Below are 16,639 nucleotides of genomic sequence, written 5' to 3' on the forward strand. Positions count from 1 at the left end.
TGCCTCACTTATTGGGCAAGGCATTGGACAACAAAGATTGATATAAAGTGCCTTTTTCTGACGCTGTCCTGACTTAGGCACTAAAAAAGTCAGTTTTCGTTACCAATTAACGCTCGCTCACCTTTAAATATGATCCGATCGTTACCTCTAAAGACACCAAAAGTAACTACAGCAGAAGGGTCTTCATCACCTTTGTCTCTCCAATTGTATTGAAGCCAAGGTTGGTTGGTGAATGACGTGGCTTTTGAGCAGTCAATATCGGTTTCGTGACGTTGCGGTGAGTCATCACCTTGACGCAACCAGAGCCTTACTTGAGCTCTTTCAGTATTTGCTGTATTCGTTGGAACATGCTCAGCATGCAGGTCATCCGACAAGCCTTGCGCTACGCTATGATTTCCACCACTGACTAGCGCTGCGTTTGTAGTTGCAGATTGATTATTCCAAATCGTCTGCACGCAATAATGATTGGTCGCATCATACTCACTGCCACTGTCTTTATCGTTTGTCTTAAACTCACCATCATCCCAGTATTCCACACGTAATGGCACTCGCACTGTTTGGCCTGTATTGCCTCCCACATCTTCTAGATGCATACGACCATAGCGAAACTCTGGTTGCTCAGGGAAAGCACTACCGACATTCGTTCCAGTACTTACATCTGGCATATCCAGAACAGAAAAATTTACATCATCGATAATTGTGGTGACTTCAAGGCCAAAAATAGAATTGCTACTGTTAAATGGTCCATCTGGCTCTGTAGCAATAAAACTGCCAACCGTTGAATCCACCTTTTTCATAAATGCAAAATCATCCATTTGCACTGAAAGTATTGAAGGATCTTCAGCCAAGGTTTTCGGCCAATCCGCTCCTGTCCAAGTCTGCGTGTTAGCCACTCGATTCAACAAGCTAACATCAGTCGCTAAACCTGTTGTATTCGCCATGTAATCTATTTTTGAGATGAAGTCATTGCCAAATAAACCATAATTTAATGTCGGCGTACCGTCGTTCGCTTGTGCTTGAACTTTAAAGGAATGTGGGAATTGCTGGCTCATATAAGCAAAACCATCATGGTTTGATGCATACTGCCACTGCGCCCAAACATTACTAGGATCGCTGGCTTCGTCTAGCATGACCAACTGCGATGGGGCGAATCGCCCTACACTGCGATAACCCGGATTTATGGGCTCAAACAGATAATCAGCCTGATTAGTTAAATCTGCAGTCACTTTCAAGCTCCCCGCCTCTTTCCAAAATAATGACGAGAAAGCTATAGGGTTTGTATTATGAGCTAAACCATTCGGTGGGATTCCCTCTAAACCACTGCCAAGTTCGCCTGCGCTTGGTGAATCAAGTACCGCTGATAAATTGACACTCACCGCTGGCGCTGAGTCCGCATAGAAGTTTTTAGTTGCTAATGTATCTAGTTGATTACAATAATTACTAACATCAATAGCAACATTTGGAGCTGTACTTTCGTTACTCACCCAACGAATTGGGGTCGCATTTAAAGCAAAAAGCTCCCCTGAGCGTTTAAAGACACTACCAGAGTTAGATGTACCTGAAATATTAGCGCCACTAGGTTCACAAAGAGCAAATGTCCATGGACGAGACTGGATTTGATGCTCTCCAGAATACTCTCTACACTCTTGCGAGCCTTGCCCATCATCAATACAGATTTCATCTGTCATTGTATAAGAGACACTACCTGCCTCAGCATATTCAACCTGAATATTAGCGGTACTATTGCTCCCAAAATCAAGATTCATACTACCTTGTGGCGTAGTCGAACCATTTACTTTAATCACCTCACTAGGACGAACCGTTGATGATGGAGCGATGTAATTGGTAGCGGATAATTCAACTTGCTTTGCGCCATTATAATCTGCTGAAACCACAGGAGCATCGTTCAAACATTCCAATGGTTGCACCGATACATTTTCTGACGGCTTACCTGCAACAATGTTGGTTGGATTAGGCGAAAAACCTAGCTTATAGGCGACAAATTTATAGTTTCCAGTCACTGATGTGGCACTAGGGTCATCTTGTAAACTGCCCGTCACTACCACATCACTAACGGTATTCTCATCCATGCTAAGGCTTAATAATCCATTGCTATTTGCCTTGTAGAGATTGCCCCCTTGTGGAGAGCCTTGCAGTACATTAAAACTAGTATTGGTGCCGCCAGTTGCAGTAACTTCGATATCTCCAGTGTAAGCACCAGTGTTATTTCCAGAGGAGTCTTTTACTTGGAAATCAAGTTGTTGGGCGGTGCAAGTTAATTGGATGCCTTGGGCTGGGGTGAGTGATAGTGAGTAGTCTGTTGTTGGTGGAGTCGTTGTTCCACAAGTTGACTCTGACAAGTTAAAGTGATTGTCACTTCCATTCATTTGAATCTCAGGCACTGTAAGACTGCCGTAGAACTTAAAATGGTTAGCCGTTATATGAAGTGAATTTCCATTTCCTCTAGCAGGACCTGTAGAAATATATAGATTGGCGGCGATAGTTACATTATTTTTATTAATCTTAAACTGACTATGATCATCACTATTATGATCCAACAAGATTAGCTGCGAAGGGGCATTTATATCACCAATGGTTACATGATTATTAGTATTAATTGTTAAATCATTAAAATGTACTTCAGCTATAACACCATCAGCCGCTCTTATTTTTATATTGCTTGCTGACTGAGGGATCGTAATACTACCAATCCAATATACACCGCTTTCCGTGAAAACAACTTCACCACTGCTATTATTTTCAAAATCAATAGCTGTGTAGTTTCTTTCTCCACCACTACCAAGGTTAACTGTATTACTACCGACGGAAACCGAAGTACCACTCGCTTGAAATGTTTCTAAAACAGGCGCACCTGAAGGAAATAAATCTTGTCCAGTAAGGCTACAATCCTTGGTAATTACACCGTTAGGTAAATTAGTATAGGTACATCCACTATGATCACTTTGCGTCCCACTGCAACTATTTCCATTGCAGGTATAATCTTTAAACCCTAACTCTGTAGAAGTGCTACCATCGGGGCCGAATAAATTGATACGCTGAGGAGTACCACCAGCTATTTTAATCTCGCTATTAGAGTATGAATTCGAGCTTGTGGGAGCAGGGAAATACGTACACATATCTGAGATTGGTGGCGTTGGCTGCGTTGGTGGTATAGCACAATGATCACTAACCCCTTCGACACTATCACCTCTCATAATAATATCATGCGCAGTAATTACTCCACGTAGATTTGTACCTCCATCAACGGTAACACCTGCCCGACTAAAAATATCCGCATATAAGAATTGAGATTTTTTTACTGTGATACTAGGAGCTACACCTGACTCATATTCACCCCAAATAAGTACATTTTTAGAATTATCATCAGGCATCTCTGTAGTAATTTCTTCACTAGTCAGGACCGCTGAGTTTACTTTAATGAAGGTGTTCGGTTTTATTGTAAGCTTTGCGCCAGTGGTTACAGATAAGTTCTTTATTTCGTAATAAGAGCCTGTAAACTCATAACTAAGACCGTTGTAACCACTTAACTCAATCGTATCATATTTACCTGCTGGTATTTCTTTGACTGATTTGTCAAATGAAAGAACAGGTTCACTAGAAAAAGACTGAACTGTTGGCTCAGCGATCAATAAACTATGATCTTCTACACAGAAATTGCCATCGCAATGCTTATCCCACGGCTCTGCACTAATGCTTCCAATACCAACTCTTCCACTTTTACTTTCAGTACCAAAAATATTTGCACCTCTATTTTCAAATAGCAAAGAGGAAGTAGTACTCCAAGACTGAATTGAGTTAGGAAACACATTACATAAATCAGCTGGTCTATCTTCCCACGTTAAAGCTGAAACCTGAAAACTAACCAATACAAATAAGGCAATAAAATAAGGTGAGAATCTATTCATCTTTAACTCCTCGAACCCAAACCGTTTGCTGACGCTCTACTTCAAAGATATTGCCATCATTACAGATAGCTCTGGATGATATAGAGAGGTGTTTTAATTCTTCGGGGATGTTGTCCATGTCTGCAGGTATATTTGATGGTGATGTTTCACAAGAAATGGTTGGCGCACTACAAGAAACGCCGCTATTTTCAACCAGAGCAGTGGCGGCATTGACTGCGTCAGCTCCCAGCGTGCCGCAGCGAGTGGATAAGGTTGTATAGTCATCGTCTCCATCTAACGGAAACAAATAAGTCAAAGCCCACTCATTGGCTGATTGGGCTAACATTGACGCCTGCTTACCCAATACTTCACGAGTTAATGTATCTTGGTTTGACCACGATATTCTGGTGAGATTTAAGGTTAACATACCTAAAACTACGATAATAAAAACCGCAATGATATACACATTACCTTTTTGGGAGTTCATTGATGCTTGATTATTACGGTACATTGCTCACCTGCACATCATGTTTATATTGACTCTGCTCATCACCATTTTTAAACAATAAATCAAGGTGAACTAACCCGCCACGCTGAAGAACTGTTTGTTGGTAAATAAAATCACTGTCACTAAAGGCAAGACCTGTTGCCACTATCACTCCGATATTATGATTAATATCTGTAATAGCGGTATTGGGCTCAATATCGCCATAATAACGCACTATTCTTCCTATTTCGTCACTGCCACTGGTACGTTCTACGCAGTAAGTCACCGTTTTATCTTGATAGATAAAATGTCGCTTGGCACTCGATTGACTGGTTAAATTCATTGCTACCGAGAAGTAGTGTCCCAAGGTTGATGTAGTGGTACTTCCTAAACCAACAGCTTGAGGGCCGGACTCATCTAAATCTTCTATTCGACTGGGGTTTATGACTAATCGAGTGTCTGTTGAAAAGGTATGTGGATGTGAATAGTCTTCATTGCTAACCACAAACTCTACATGTTTAGTGGATTCAACAAATTTATAGAAACCAGAATATTGGATTGGGTAAAAAATTAAGCATTTATTTAAGTCATCGCTGACTGTTTTAAAGCTATTAGGCACAGCATAACGTATTTCTCGGCTCATTTTTTCGATAGCAAAACGAGCTTGATTTTGTAATCGCTGCCTATCTACAGACTGCACATATCCTTTAGTGCCAAACTCCACAAAACCTGCAATGCCTAAAAATATAATCGCGAGAATAATGATCGTTATGATCATTTCAATAAGAGTAAAACCACGTTGTTTCATTAGTAGTTCCCTCTATATGAGATGAATTTGAAGTCCCCATATTGGCTAGCGGTAATCGTGACTGTGATTTTTTTAAATAAATCCTGACTGGCATCTCCTAAGCGAGTGTCATGGTCATATTCAACCTTCACTTCCGCTCTAAAACCTAAATAATCGCCACTGATATCACTACCAAAAATATCGGTTAATTTTCCGCCATGAGTTTTATCAATACAGCTATTTTGCGAATCAGTGGTGGTGTACCAACAACCTATATAATCATCCACGTCATTAAATAACGCGGGCGGTTCATTGTTGTCAGGACCAAAATCGGCACTTGCGGTACATAGGATAGGTTGAGCGGAACTATCAATATAGTCACTTTCACCACAACGATATCTTCCGCCATCATGATCACTGTGTTCATCAAAGTTTCTGGCTAAGATTTCAGTCATCAAGCTTGAGCCTAATGCCGATGCTCGCACTTCGTAAAAAGGCTTAGCTGATTGGCTGATTTGAGGAAACAGGAAACTGGTCAAGGTGATTAGAGCAATCCCCAAGATAACAATAGCGATGATGCTTTCAATAAGTGTAAAGCCAGCCTGCTTTTTAACAGCCATAAACATACCCCTGACTATTAATGCAGATCTCTTGCTGATCTTGAGTGCTAGCAACAAGAATATGGATAGACTGACCTGCTACTGGCGTGGTGCAACCTGAACTGCAAGTAGGGTTGCCCAATAAATCAAAATCAATGGTCATTGAAGGCGAAAAGCTCATATCTTGATTTTCTAGAACCACTACATTGCTCAGAGGTTGGGTATTGGTGGTGCAGGCTTGTTGCGAACCTAAGCATTGCCCCGTCACCACTAAGCGAAATCGTTGATGAAGTAAGCTACTATCTTCAATATTAGACTGCATTCTGCCAAGTTGAATTTGCCGAATAACAGCAATGCCTTGCTGCTGTGCGGCCTGAGCAGAAAACTGTGATACACCAATATATTTACTTGAGGCATACAAAGACAAAATCGCAGCCACGATTATGACAATAATCAGCTCGACCAAGGTAAAACCTTTTATATTCTTTGCAATAGGCTGGTGATCCATTGCTTGTCCCTAACCAATGAAAACGTAAGTAATTAGATTATATAGAATTGAATGCAATCTCGCTAAGAAATAGCATGATTGTTGGGAATAAAAAAGGTCAGCGATTGCTGACCTTAGTTTGATGTTAATAATTAACAGCCTGAATCAATAACGGTTATCGATGGAACAGCAACTGACGTTGCTCCTTTATAATCCACATAACAGTTTGTATTCCTGATATCTAAAGCTCCAGATACAGAGCCAGAGAAAGTAGCAAAGAGCGAAGAGTCATGGGTTCCGTAAGCCCAATCACCTTTATCATCTAGGCCTTGAACAGCACGCACAATCCCCGTCGGATATGCCACAGGATAGCCATAAGCAATCTCTATATTACTTGCTAGAGCACTTGATACTCGAGTTTCTTTCCCTTCGATAACTGATTTACTATAAACAATAGATGCAGCACTAGTCATTGCGCCTTTCAAGCCTTGTAAAGAAGATTTACGTGCATCAGATTGCAAGTTCAAAAAGCGAGGAGCGGCTGTTACAGCTAGAACACCTAGAATAACTATTACCACTACAAGCTCAATAAGTGTAAAACCACCTTGCCTTTTCATTTTGTCGCCTTTTATATAACCCACTATACCTATTGCTAAGCATGTTAACTTGTAAGTAAATATAAATAGGCGTTATAGGTCAAATTTACGGTAGATAGCGATATTCTTTTTTATAATATATAGCGTTATGGAAGGTTATATTTGAATATATAATTCTTTGTTTACAATGCGCAGGATATGCAGTGCAATGAGTATCGAAATAATATGTCTTATATGGAATCGAACTTAGTTTCGTTAATAAATATGTTACTTAATGAGATGCATAAAAAAGACCGATAAAGTCGGCCTTCTGGAATCTAATATTCTAAGTTAGCAATCATTATCAACAACAGTTGCTTTGGCTGATAAATTAGCGGCGGTACTTGTCGCCGGATCATATCGAACATAACAGCCATTGGTATCAGTAAACTGACTGGAATCTTGTCCTTTGAATGTAAAGGTCATATCTGAACTGTTTAAAAATACAAGCATCCAATCTTTCTCTAATCCGTCCACAGCTTTCATTATGCCTGTATCACTATTTGATGGGTAACCATATACAATATCGATCCCTTCGATATCTGCTGTAGCTGAAGCTTCTTTACCTTCTATCACAGCCTTACTATAGACAATAGATGCTGCACTAGTCATCGCACCTTTTAAACCTTGTAAAGAGGACTTGCGTGCATCGGATTGTATATTTAAAAAGCGAGGAGCAGCTGTTACAGCTAGGATACCGAGAATGACAATAACTACGACAAGTTCAATAAGCGTAAAGCCAACTTGTTTTTTCATATTGTTCCCTTTATATGCACAATTCTAATTATTACTAAATAGCTTAGTTTCTGAGGTGATTTAAACAAGAGATGTACTAATTTTTTACTATAAATTGACATCTTAACTACTACTATAAATCTTTGTTCTAAACCAGTAAATAATCGTCAGATATCATAAGTGAAGTATCATATAAGGAGTATGCTGAAGACTATAATTGTTCTATATATTAAAATAAAAAAGTCTGACTTCGAAAAAGTATCGAAATCAGACCTTAAACTTCACTTAATAGAAATGTTCAATTTTAGGAAATCACTTCAAAGTGAAGCCAATTTATAAATTCTATTTATTAACAGTCAGTAGCAGTTACGCTAATATCAGGAGTTGATGTTTCCGAATCAGCCTCTGTATATTGAACATAACAACCAGTATTTTTAATAGCTACTGCACCTGATGCATTGCCGGAAAATGTTGCGACTAGAGTTCCAGGAGTACTAGCGACTCCTTGAGTGTCTTCTGCATAGACCCATTCATTAGAGTCTTCTAGTCCTTGAACAACCTTAACTAGACCATCTTTTGTTGCAGCAGGATAGCCAAAGTTAATTTCTGTCAAGTCATCCAAAGTAGGATAAGCTCCACTAACTTCTTCACGCTCTTTGCCTTCAATCGCAGCTTTACCATAAACGATAGAGCCTGCACCTGCCATTGCACCCTTCAAGCCTTGTAGAGAAGACTCACGTGCATCAGATTGTAGATTCAAAAAGCGAGGAGCAGCTGTTACAGCTAGGATACCTAGGATAACGATAACTACTACAAGCTCAATAAGTGTAAAACCGCCTTGCTTCTTCATATTTTCTACCTTTTATGTATTTAACATACTTGAACTGTTACTAAATATATTAACTCGTAAAATAATATAAACAAGTGATATGCATGCTTTTTTATAACATATCGACTCATTTTTTCATTTTCTAATCTCTTGTTTTCACAAGGATAATCTTAGAGCGTATAACTTTTCATCTGTTCTATGTTAAACCATAGACCAGATGACATCTTTTTCTACATGAAAGCATGACAAAAGCGCTCTAAAAACCATTTTGATTATCAGTAGCCGCAATACACGATATCCAAGAGGTCATTGCTACTCACAGGTTAATCTTACGAAGCACTTATGTCACTTTCATTAATTTAAAACTACGTTAACCGCACCTTTAGACACATCATAATCAAAGTAATGTGCAGAAGTCGTTTGATTACCACTTAACTGAGTATAACGACAGTTAACACCACTTAATTCCGCTGAATATTTGATAGTGCTATCAGTAGCCACGTCAGCTGTTGTGCCCACTTTCGGTGGGTTTTGCAGTAAGTTTTCAAATAAATCAACACACGCTGCTTCCGTCAAAGCCGTTGGTGATGCAGCTGTTGGTATAGTGTCACCTGCAAATGCGATAGGGTAACCATCACGAAGAACGGTAGTAGTTCCATTTTCTGATGAGGTTAGTTGGAAATAGCTTCCATCATAATCAACAAAATTACTATTTTTATCAGTCGCATCGGCACGAGGACGTTGCTCAGCTTCCCACTGGGCTCGAGCTGATAATACAGCGGTAGCAAATCCGCCAGCCACACCTTCTATACTTGCTTCTTTTGCTTTGTCAGTTACGTTTAAGAATCTAGGCAATGCAGCAACAGCTAACAGACCAAGCACTACGATAACGATAACAAGTTCAACCAAAGAAAAACCGGAGTTACGTTTCATAAAAAATCCCTCTTGGGTACAAATTTGGATGGCAGATTATATACCTATTGTTCAAATAATCTACTCATGAATGTACATAGATGTACGAAATATCTTCAATGTTCCTTTTGAATAGATAGACTTCCTCCAACCATTTTTATCACTAATACCTCTTGGTTACTAAAAGTATAGGCACATGAATACACGTTACCCGCCTGAAATAATTCGACTGATATCGGCGAATACTCCTGCTTCGATTTTGGCAATATGATGGTCTGCCAAGCTTCGCAACTTTGTACTTCATCCAATATCGGTTTTACCCAGCCTTTATCATTAAACGACACCGTTTTATCGTTAATCTTGGCCTGCATTGGCTTACCATGCATCTCCCAATGCTGACGCAAATGGTTAGCCCTTAAAAGTGCTTTGCTGGCAATTAACGATACTAATGTACTTTCGGCTTCTGTCCTTATTCGATGCATCGCAGTCAGCAATACTGCGATTAAAATCAGCACAACACTGCCCCAAGCGGCCAGTTGAACTAAGTTAGAATTTCGATAACTTGTTTCCACAATTATCCTTGTATCGCATCCAGCATTCCCCACATTGGAAGGAAAATACCCAATGCTAAGATCAATACCATTCCGGCAACGATCACTAGTAAGATTGGCTCTATACGAGCAGTCAGTGTTTTAAGATCGTAATCCACTTCACGATCATAAAAATCAGCGACTTCTATCAGCAACTCATCAATACGGCCAGTTTCTTCCCCGACAGAGATCATCTGCTGAACTAATGGGGTAAATATTCCTGTACTCTTTGCCGCACTGGAAATTGCAGAACCCGCCTCAATCGCCGCTTTCATTTCTAATAAGCGTGCTTCTAAATATTTGTTGTCCATGGATTCGGCTGATAATGCCAATGCATTGTTCAACGGAACGCCTGATTGCAGCATCAAAGAAAATGTTCTGGAAAAACGAGCCAGTTGCGCACGATTGACAATATCCCCCACAACAGGGAAGCGCAGTCGAATTTTATCCCAAGTTTCTCGCCCTTCGGCGCGACTTATCCAAGCCTGAAAAGCAAACAGCAAACCGACAATGACTGCGATAATTAAAGTCCAATACTCTACAAAAAAGTTCGACGTACCTATCAAGATACGCGTAGGTAATGGCAAATCGACCCCAAAGCGGGCAAACATACTGGCAAATTGCGGAATAACCTTAACGTTAAGCACGAACATCGCAATACCAATGAAGGACAACACAAATATCGGATAACGCATTGCCGTTTTTATACGTTTACGGGTTTCTAACTCTTGCTCGTAATAGTGGCTCAACTGCAAAAGCGCTTGGTCAAGACGTCCGGTACTTTCACCGACTGAAATCATAGACACAAATAAAGGGCTAAACACATGCGAATGAAGCTGCATGGATGCCGACAAACTGCGACCATTGGTCAGTTCATTACCGACTTCTTCTAACGCCTGTTTCAGTTGCTTATTACTCGCATCCGAGGTTAAGCCTCGAATAGCACGTAATAGCGGAATCCCCGCTTTAGTTAAGCTGTACATTTGGCGGCAAAATATCACGTACACTTCAAGCGGCACCGCTGGAACAAACATCGCCTTCCAGTCGAAGTTGCTTTTTCCCTTAGATTTACCTGAACGTAGCGAAGTCGGTATGATTCCTTTACCAATTAATGCTTCTACTGCTAATTCTTGAGTAGCAGCATCAACGAGGCCATTGACTTTTTGCCCTTCGAGGTTTCGTCCTTGATATTTAAAAGTAGCCATAAACCCCTACAAAATATACGGTTCAATAAGGCCAGAGCTGTCACCCTCACCTAAAGTCATCACTTCTTCTAAACTTACAACCCCTTGCAGTGCCAACTCCATTGCTGATACCAATAAAGGTTTATACCCTTGGGTATGTCTTGCCTGCTGAGTAAAACCAACGGCGTCATTGGCTCGCAGCAGATCCATTAGGGCTTGATCAAATTCAAGCAATTCAAACACACCAACACGGCCTTTATAGCCCGTTAAGTTACAGCTTTGACAACCTCTGCCTTTACTAAAGGTCGCATGAGATTGATTAGGGAATCGCGCTTGCAGCCAAGTTTGTTGGTGCTCACTAACACTGTGAGTTTCTCCGCAATCGGTGCAGACACGGCGAATAAGACGCTGAGCTAATACAGCGCGAACCGAGCTTGCGACTAGGTAACCCGGCGCGCCCATATCCATCATACGCAATGCACTGTCAACGGCATCGTTGGTGTGCAAAGTACTTAATACTAAGTGACCGGTTAAAGCCGCACGCAGGCCTATTTCGACCGTTTCTCTATCACGCATCTCACCCACTAGAATAATATCGGGATCTTGACGTAAAAAAGTTCGTAATATGGTGGAGAAATCCAAGTTAATTTTGCTATTAACCTGCACCTGATTGACGCGTGGTAATCGATACTCAACAGGGTCTTCCACTGTGATGATTTTCTTACCCGGAGAGTTTAGCTCTGTCAGTGCGCCATACAAGGTGGTGGTTTTACCTGAACCTGTTGGTCCGGTAACTAAAATCATTCCATGCGGACGCTTCAATTGATAGCGAATGCGTTGTAAAAGATGTTCAGGCAAGCCTGTTTCGTCAAGTTGACGCACACCTTCGGTTTGATTGAGCAAACGCATTACCACCGACTCGCCAAATTCGACTGGCATAGTCGACATACGAATATCAATGGATTGCCCTTTGGCATTAATATGAAAACGACCGTCTTGCGGTAGACGCTTCTCCGAAATATCCAGATCGGCCATCAGTTTTAAACGAAGTACCAATGCCGAGGCTATATTCACTTCGTTTAAAATGGTTTCATGCAAAATACCATCGACACGCTGTCGTAAACGCAGCACGTTTTCATCAGGCTCAATATGAATATCGGATGCGCCAACTTGTACCGCATCTTCAAACAGAGAATTAATCAGCTTAACGACGGTGACTTCATCGCTGTCTGATTCATCATTTGCCGTAATATTGAAACTGTCTGTAGGCTGATGCTCGGCATGCAGCTGCTCGGCAAATGAAGCGATATCTTTAGTGCGACGATAATAACGATCGAAACCCGAAACTAATTGATGCTCTGCCGCGATAACAAATTCGATATCGTAGTTTGATAGCAGACGTAATACCGATTCTTGCGCAAACAGATCCGCAGGATCACTCATCGCTACGCGCACAACGTGCTCACGACAATCGATGACTAATGCTCTTAGGCGACGAGCATGTACTTCAGGAAGCAACTGCACGGCATCTACATCTACCTGCGCTAAGTTAAGATCAATCAGCGGTAAGTTTAATTGCTGAGATAAAAACTCAAGTAACTGCTTTTCGGAGATAAAGCCTAACTGAATAAGCGTATCGCCGAGCTTTCGGCCAGTTTGTCTTTGCGCATCAAGAGCTTGCTGTACTTGTTCTTCGGAAACAATATTGCTTTCAACTAACAAATCACCTAAGCGTTTTACAAGTTTAATTGCCACTATTGTCCCCTTCTAATGATTTAAGAAGCTTTAAACGGTCTCGAATAAAGGACTGTGTTTTGGTCGAAACACCCACTAAGCCTATCGCTTTGGTGTAAGAAACCTGAGCATTCTTATAATCTAAACTGCGCTCTTGAGAGATACCTAACCCCAGCCACCAGCGGGCATTGTTAGGATCTTTTTCTGACAGTATTTGATAGCTCTCTAGCGCAACATCGGTATTTTTCACTTCTTGAGCTAGGCCAGCACGCAACGCCAGATAATCATTACTGGCCGTTTTTGGCACCGTAATTAATACACTGAGCGCGGCTTCTGGTTGCTGTTCTTTAATCAACAATTTTGCCAATGAATAGCGAAGCGCTTCACTTTGGTCATTAAGGCGAATGCCATCTTGTAAGGTAGTAGCCGCTTTTCTTAGATCCTTTCTTCCATAATAAAGTGCCGCTAATTTTTGACGCACATTTTCATCATCAGGCACTAGGCGCAAAGCATTGTTGTATTCAATAAATGCAGTATTGACATCATTGGAATCAATTGCCTTTTCGGCTATCGCGATCGATTTATCCGCGAGCTCTCTATGAGTTAACTCAACATGCTCAACCGTCATACTTTCTTGGCTAGCCGGCGTATTCACTTTTGCCAGTAAAATCGGTTCTTCGACTTTAGTTTTTATTGGCATAGCTTTAATTGGCGCGGCTTTAACCGCTGCTGTTTTAGCTACAGGTTTAGGCTGAGCCTTAGCTGTAGTTGCTTTGACAGGAGCAGTTTTTTTAACTGGCACTGTTTTCGCTTTAACGACAACTGGCTGAGCTTTTGGCTCGTTTGAACTCACTTTAGCAACAGCTTGTTTCGCAGGCTCTTTTTTAACAGATTCTTGCTTAACCGGGTTTTCTTTAACAGGTTCTGCGACAGGCACTACAGGTTGCGCACTGTGAATAGTCACCGATTGCTGCACTTTACTATGCGTCGGAGAAAGTCTCATTGGCTGAGCTTGCTCTGTAGCAGGTTGCTGTGGTGCTGTTTCTGATGCCGCCGTTTCAGGTGTAGCTTCTTGCGTGGTAGTAATTGCATCAGAGGACGTGTACTCAAGGTCTTTTCCTTGTTGCGACACAGCCCAGCCACCAATAGCCATGCTAATGGTAAATCCAGCAATCAACCATACCAAAGGTTTTGAGCGTTTGATTTCAGGCACTTCAGCCTTGGTTATGGTCTGCCCTTGCGGTTTATCTTTATCCGCTAATTTAGATAGGGCGCTATTTACTACACTCATACTTGTTGCCATCCCCATAAACATGGTGTTTTATATTTTGGCTTTTGCATTACATAGGTATCTTTCATTGCATCGAACAAATGTCGATTGGCGACCGTTTGTTTATCGGAAGTAAAAGCCAACAGCAACGCCTTGTGGCACAGCTGATTAACGATTCGCGGAATCCCTGACGCCGCACGCCAAATAGCTTTCTTTTGGCGCAAATTAAACAAGTTTTTGCTGCCACCACAAGAGGTGATCCTATGATCGATATACGCCGCGGTTTCTTCTAACGTTAACGGCCTTAACTCGGCACTGAAGGTAATGCGCTGTCGAAACTGTCGTAAATGGTGCAAAGAGAGTCTTTCTTCAAGCTCTGGTTGTCCAATCAACACAATTTGCAGTAGCTTGCTATTGATGGTTTCAAGGTTGCCAAACAAACGTATGGTTTCCAGTGCTTCATCACTTAATGCTTGTGCCTCGTCAATTAAAGCCACTACAGGTTTTCCTGCTTCTCTAAGTAGCAATAATTTTTGTTGAATATTGTCTACAATGGCTCTTTGATCTGTCGTATCCACTTGCAGCTCTTTTGCTATCGCAAAGCGAATGCCATCGCCATCAAGTACTGGATTAGGCAGATAAACCAAAGAGTATTCATGCTCTAGTTGCTCTATCAGCATGCGACACACCATGGTTTTTCCGGTGCCCACTTCTCCTGTTAACTTAATAACGCCCTCGCCCATACTGATTGCAGACATCACGGTATTGATCGCCTCATAATGCGGGGCTAATCCGTGAAACAACTCGGTATTTGGCGTTAGGCCAAACGGCGGTTGATTAAAACCAAATCGAGAAAAATACATTATTGCCCTTCAGGGAACCATTCGTTCAATAAATCTCGTGAGCGCTCAATCTCATGTGGCCAAGTATTCACACCAACAACCGTTGGTTTTAGTAAGATAACCAATTCGGTTTTTTCACTTAAATTCACAGTGTTACGGAATAAGTGTCCAATACCTGGGATATCACCTAAGAAAGGAACTTTCGAAACAACATCTTTATTTGATGACTTCATCAAGCCACCGATAACGACAACATCGCCATCCGACGCTCGAATAATCGTGTCTGACTCGCGAATTGAGCTTTTAGCCAGTGGCAATTGAATCACGCCCGCGGTATCACCAAGATCAATAGATTTCACTTCTGTCGACACTTCAATAACCGCTGGGTGCACATGCAGTAATACGTTACCTTTGTCATCAATTTGTGGTGTCACATCCAGAGAAATACCCGAGAAAAACGGCGTTAGTTCAACATCTGGCGCAACGTTCGCATTATCACCACTGCCCACTACACTGCTGACGTCAGTCACAAAATATTCATCTTCACCGACTTTGATCAGTGCTTTTTGGTTGTTAGCGGCAGTCACTCTTGGACTAGATAGAACGTTTAAGTCGCCCTGAGTTGCCATAAAGTTCAGTACCGCTTGGAAGTTACCATCTGACACCGTAACGCTGGTAGAGCCGCCTAATAGATCGGCGATAGGGTCTAAACCTGCTAGCGTAGAAGCGGCACGATTTACCACAACATCAGCACCACCAAGAGAAGCACTCATGTTGCTCCACTCAATGCCTTGTTGGTAGCCATCATTTAAAGTCACTTCTAAAATTTTCGTTTCTAGAATAACCTGACGCTGCAAGCGTTTTTGGGACACATCAAGGAATTGACGAACTTCGCGAATCTCATTTGGCATAGCGCGAACAGTAATGACACTCGCTTGTGGAGACACCACAACGCTACGTCCACCATTGGCACCAATTAAGGTTGAAACTGATTTTTCTAATTGAGTCCAGAAGTCACTTTCACTCAAGGTTTCAATATCAGTACCGCCCGTTTTCTCGGTTGATGTGCTTGAAGAAGAGCTAGATGAGCTTGAATCACTACTACTGCTGCTAGAACCATCATCTTTAGACGATACTGAACCATTAGTAATCGACGTTAAAGAACGTCCAATTCGTTTCAGCTGTAAGTAATCAACAGGAATAGTCTCAGTACGCAGTCCAGCTGGGTAAACTTGGATCACTTTGCCATTTTTAACGACGTCGTATCCGTAGATATCACGCACAACATTGAGCACTTCATCCATGGTGACGTCAGTTAAATTTACCGTCACCCTACCTGTAACATCAGGGTGAATGGCAGCACTAAACTCAGTACCTTTGACTAAGTTAGCAAAGAAGGCTTTAGCCGGAACGTCATTCGCTTGCACTCTAAAGCGCTTAATCGTTGGTTGATCAGAAGAGGATAAGCCTTCTAATTCAGGCATCAGATCAGCTTGCACTGAGTCAGGCAGTTCGTCCAAACTTTTGCTATTTGCTTGATTCGCTGCTTCGTTCAAAGCTTTCTTGACCTCAACAGGGTCTCTATGCCCCATTGAACATCCAGATAAAATAGCGATAACCATCCCTAGGAAAATAATACGCAT

Annotated in this window: 15 protein-coding genes; all 15 read right to left on the minus strand. The window is 41.5% G+C overall.

Features of this window, described 5'->3' with window-relative positions:
* Positions 1–89: 89 nt before the first annotated feature.
* The gene (locus VEZ01S_RS16300) at positions 90–3,926 is read right to left on the minus strand and encodes a DUF6701 domain-containing protein (RefSeq protein WP_021712420.1); all 3,837 of its coding nucleotides are present in this window, start codon (positions 3,924–3,926) and stop codon (positions 90–92) included.
* On the minus strand, positions 3,919–4,416 hold the full coding sequence (locus VEZ01S_RS02425; protein WP_021712421.1) for a hypothetical protein: 498 nt from the start codon (positions 4,414–4,416) through the stop codon (positions 3,919–3,921). Before VEZ01S_RS02425 ends, VEZ01S_RS16300 begins: the two co-directional genes overlap by 8 nt.
* Positions 4,406–5,200 (minus strand): prepilin-type N-terminal cleavage/methylation domain-containing protein, encoded by a 795-nt coding sequence (locus VEZ01S_RS02430; RefSeq protein WP_021712422.1) that lies wholly within the window; start codon positions 5,198–5,200, stop codon positions 4,406–4,408. The genes VEZ01S_RS02425 and VEZ01S_RS02430 overlap by 11 nt, the downstream gene beginning before the upstream one ends.
* Complete coding sequence (locus tag VEZ01S_RS02435) at positions 5,200–5,799, minus strand: type IV pilus modification PilV family protein (protein ID WP_021712423.1); 600 nt, start codon at positions 5,797–5,799, stop codon at positions 5,200–5,202. The genes VEZ01S_RS02430 and VEZ01S_RS02435 overlap by 1 nt, the downstream gene beginning before the upstream one ends.
* Complete coding sequence (locus VEZ01S_RS02440) at positions 5,789–6,286, minus strand: prepilin-type N-terminal cleavage/methylation domain-containing protein (RefSeq protein ID WP_021712424.1); 498 nt, start codon at positions 6,284–6,286, stop codon at positions 5,789–5,791. The genes VEZ01S_RS02435 and VEZ01S_RS02440 overlap by 11 nt, the downstream gene beginning before the upstream one ends.
* Before the next feature lie 131 nt (positions 6,287–6,417).
* Positions 6,418–6,882 carry a prepilin-type N-terminal cleavage/methylation domain-containing protein gene (locus tag VEZ01S_RS02445; RefSeq protein WP_021712425.1) on the minus strand — a complete coding sequence of 155 codons (465 nt, stop codon included), beginning with the start codon at positions 6,880–6,882 and terminating at the stop codon, positions 6,418–6,420.
* A 309-nt stretch (positions 6,883–7,191) separates the two neighbouring features.
* Entirely contained in the window at positions 7,192–7,656 is a 465-nt protein-coding gene (locus VEZ01S_RS02450; protein WP_021712426.1) for a type II secretion system protein, read from the minus strand.
* A gap of 328 nt (positions 7,657–7,984) precedes the next feature.
* The gene (locus tag VEZ01S_RS02455) at positions 7,985–8,485 is read right to left on the minus strand and encodes a type II secretion system protein (RefSeq protein ID WP_021712427.1); all 501 of its coding nucleotides are present in this window, start codon (positions 8,483–8,485) and stop codon (positions 7,985–7,987) included.
* Positions 8,486–8,818: 333 nt separating this feature from the next.
* Positions 8,819–9,397: a prepilin-type N-terminal cleavage/methylation domain-containing protein gene (locus VEZ01S_RS02460; protein WP_021712428.1), complete on the minus strand. Its 579-nt coding sequence runs from the start codon at positions 9,395–9,397 to the stop codon at positions 8,819–8,821.
* Between the two features lie 95 nt (positions 9,398–9,492).
* Positions 9,493–9,948 (minus strand): hypothetical protein, encoded by a 456-nt coding sequence (locus tag VEZ01S_RS02465; protein ID WP_021712429.1) that lies wholly within the window; start codon positions 9,946–9,948, stop codon positions 9,493–9,495.
* A 2-nt stretch (positions 9,949–9,950) separates the two neighbouring features.
* Positions 9,951–11,171, minus strand: a complete 1,221-nt coding sequence (locus VEZ01S_RS02470) for a type II secretion system F family protein (protein ID WP_021712430.1) — start codon at positions 11,169–11,171, stop codon at positions 9,951–9,953.
* A 6-nt stretch (positions 11,172–11,177) separates the two neighbouring features.
* On the minus strand, positions 11,178–12,905 hold the full coding sequence (locus VEZ01S_RS02475; RefSeq protein WP_021712431.1) for a GspE/PulE family protein: 1,728 nt from the start codon (positions 12,903–12,905) through the stop codon (positions 11,178–11,180).
* Positions 12,895–14,175, minus strand: coding sequence for a tetratricopeptide repeat protein (locus VEZ01S_RS02480; protein ID WP_021712432.1), 1,281 nt, complete (start codon positions 14,173–14,175; stop codon positions 12,895–12,897). The genes VEZ01S_RS02475 and VEZ01S_RS02480 overlap by 11 nt, the downstream gene beginning before the upstream one ends.
* Positions 14,172–15,017, minus strand: coding sequence for an ExeA family protein (locus VEZ01S_RS02485; RefSeq protein WP_021712433.1), 846 nt, complete (start codon positions 15,015–15,017; stop codon positions 14,172–14,174). Before VEZ01S_RS02485 ends, VEZ01S_RS02480 begins: the two co-directional genes overlap by 4 nt.
* Positions 15,017–16,639 (minus strand): pilus (MSHA type) biogenesis protein MshL, encoded by a 1,623-nt coding sequence (gene mshL / locus VEZ01S_RS02490; RefSeq protein ID WP_021712434.1) that lies wholly within the window; start codon positions 16,637–16,639, stop codon positions 15,017–15,019. Before mshL ends, VEZ01S_RS02485 begins: the two co-directional genes overlap by 1 nt.

The sequence above is a fragment of the Vibrio ezurae NBRC 102218 genome (genome assembly GCF_000467185.1).
GTDB classification, from domain to species: Bacteria; Pseudomonadota; Gammaproteobacteria; order Enterobacterales; family Vibrionaceae; genus Vibrio; species Vibrio ezurae.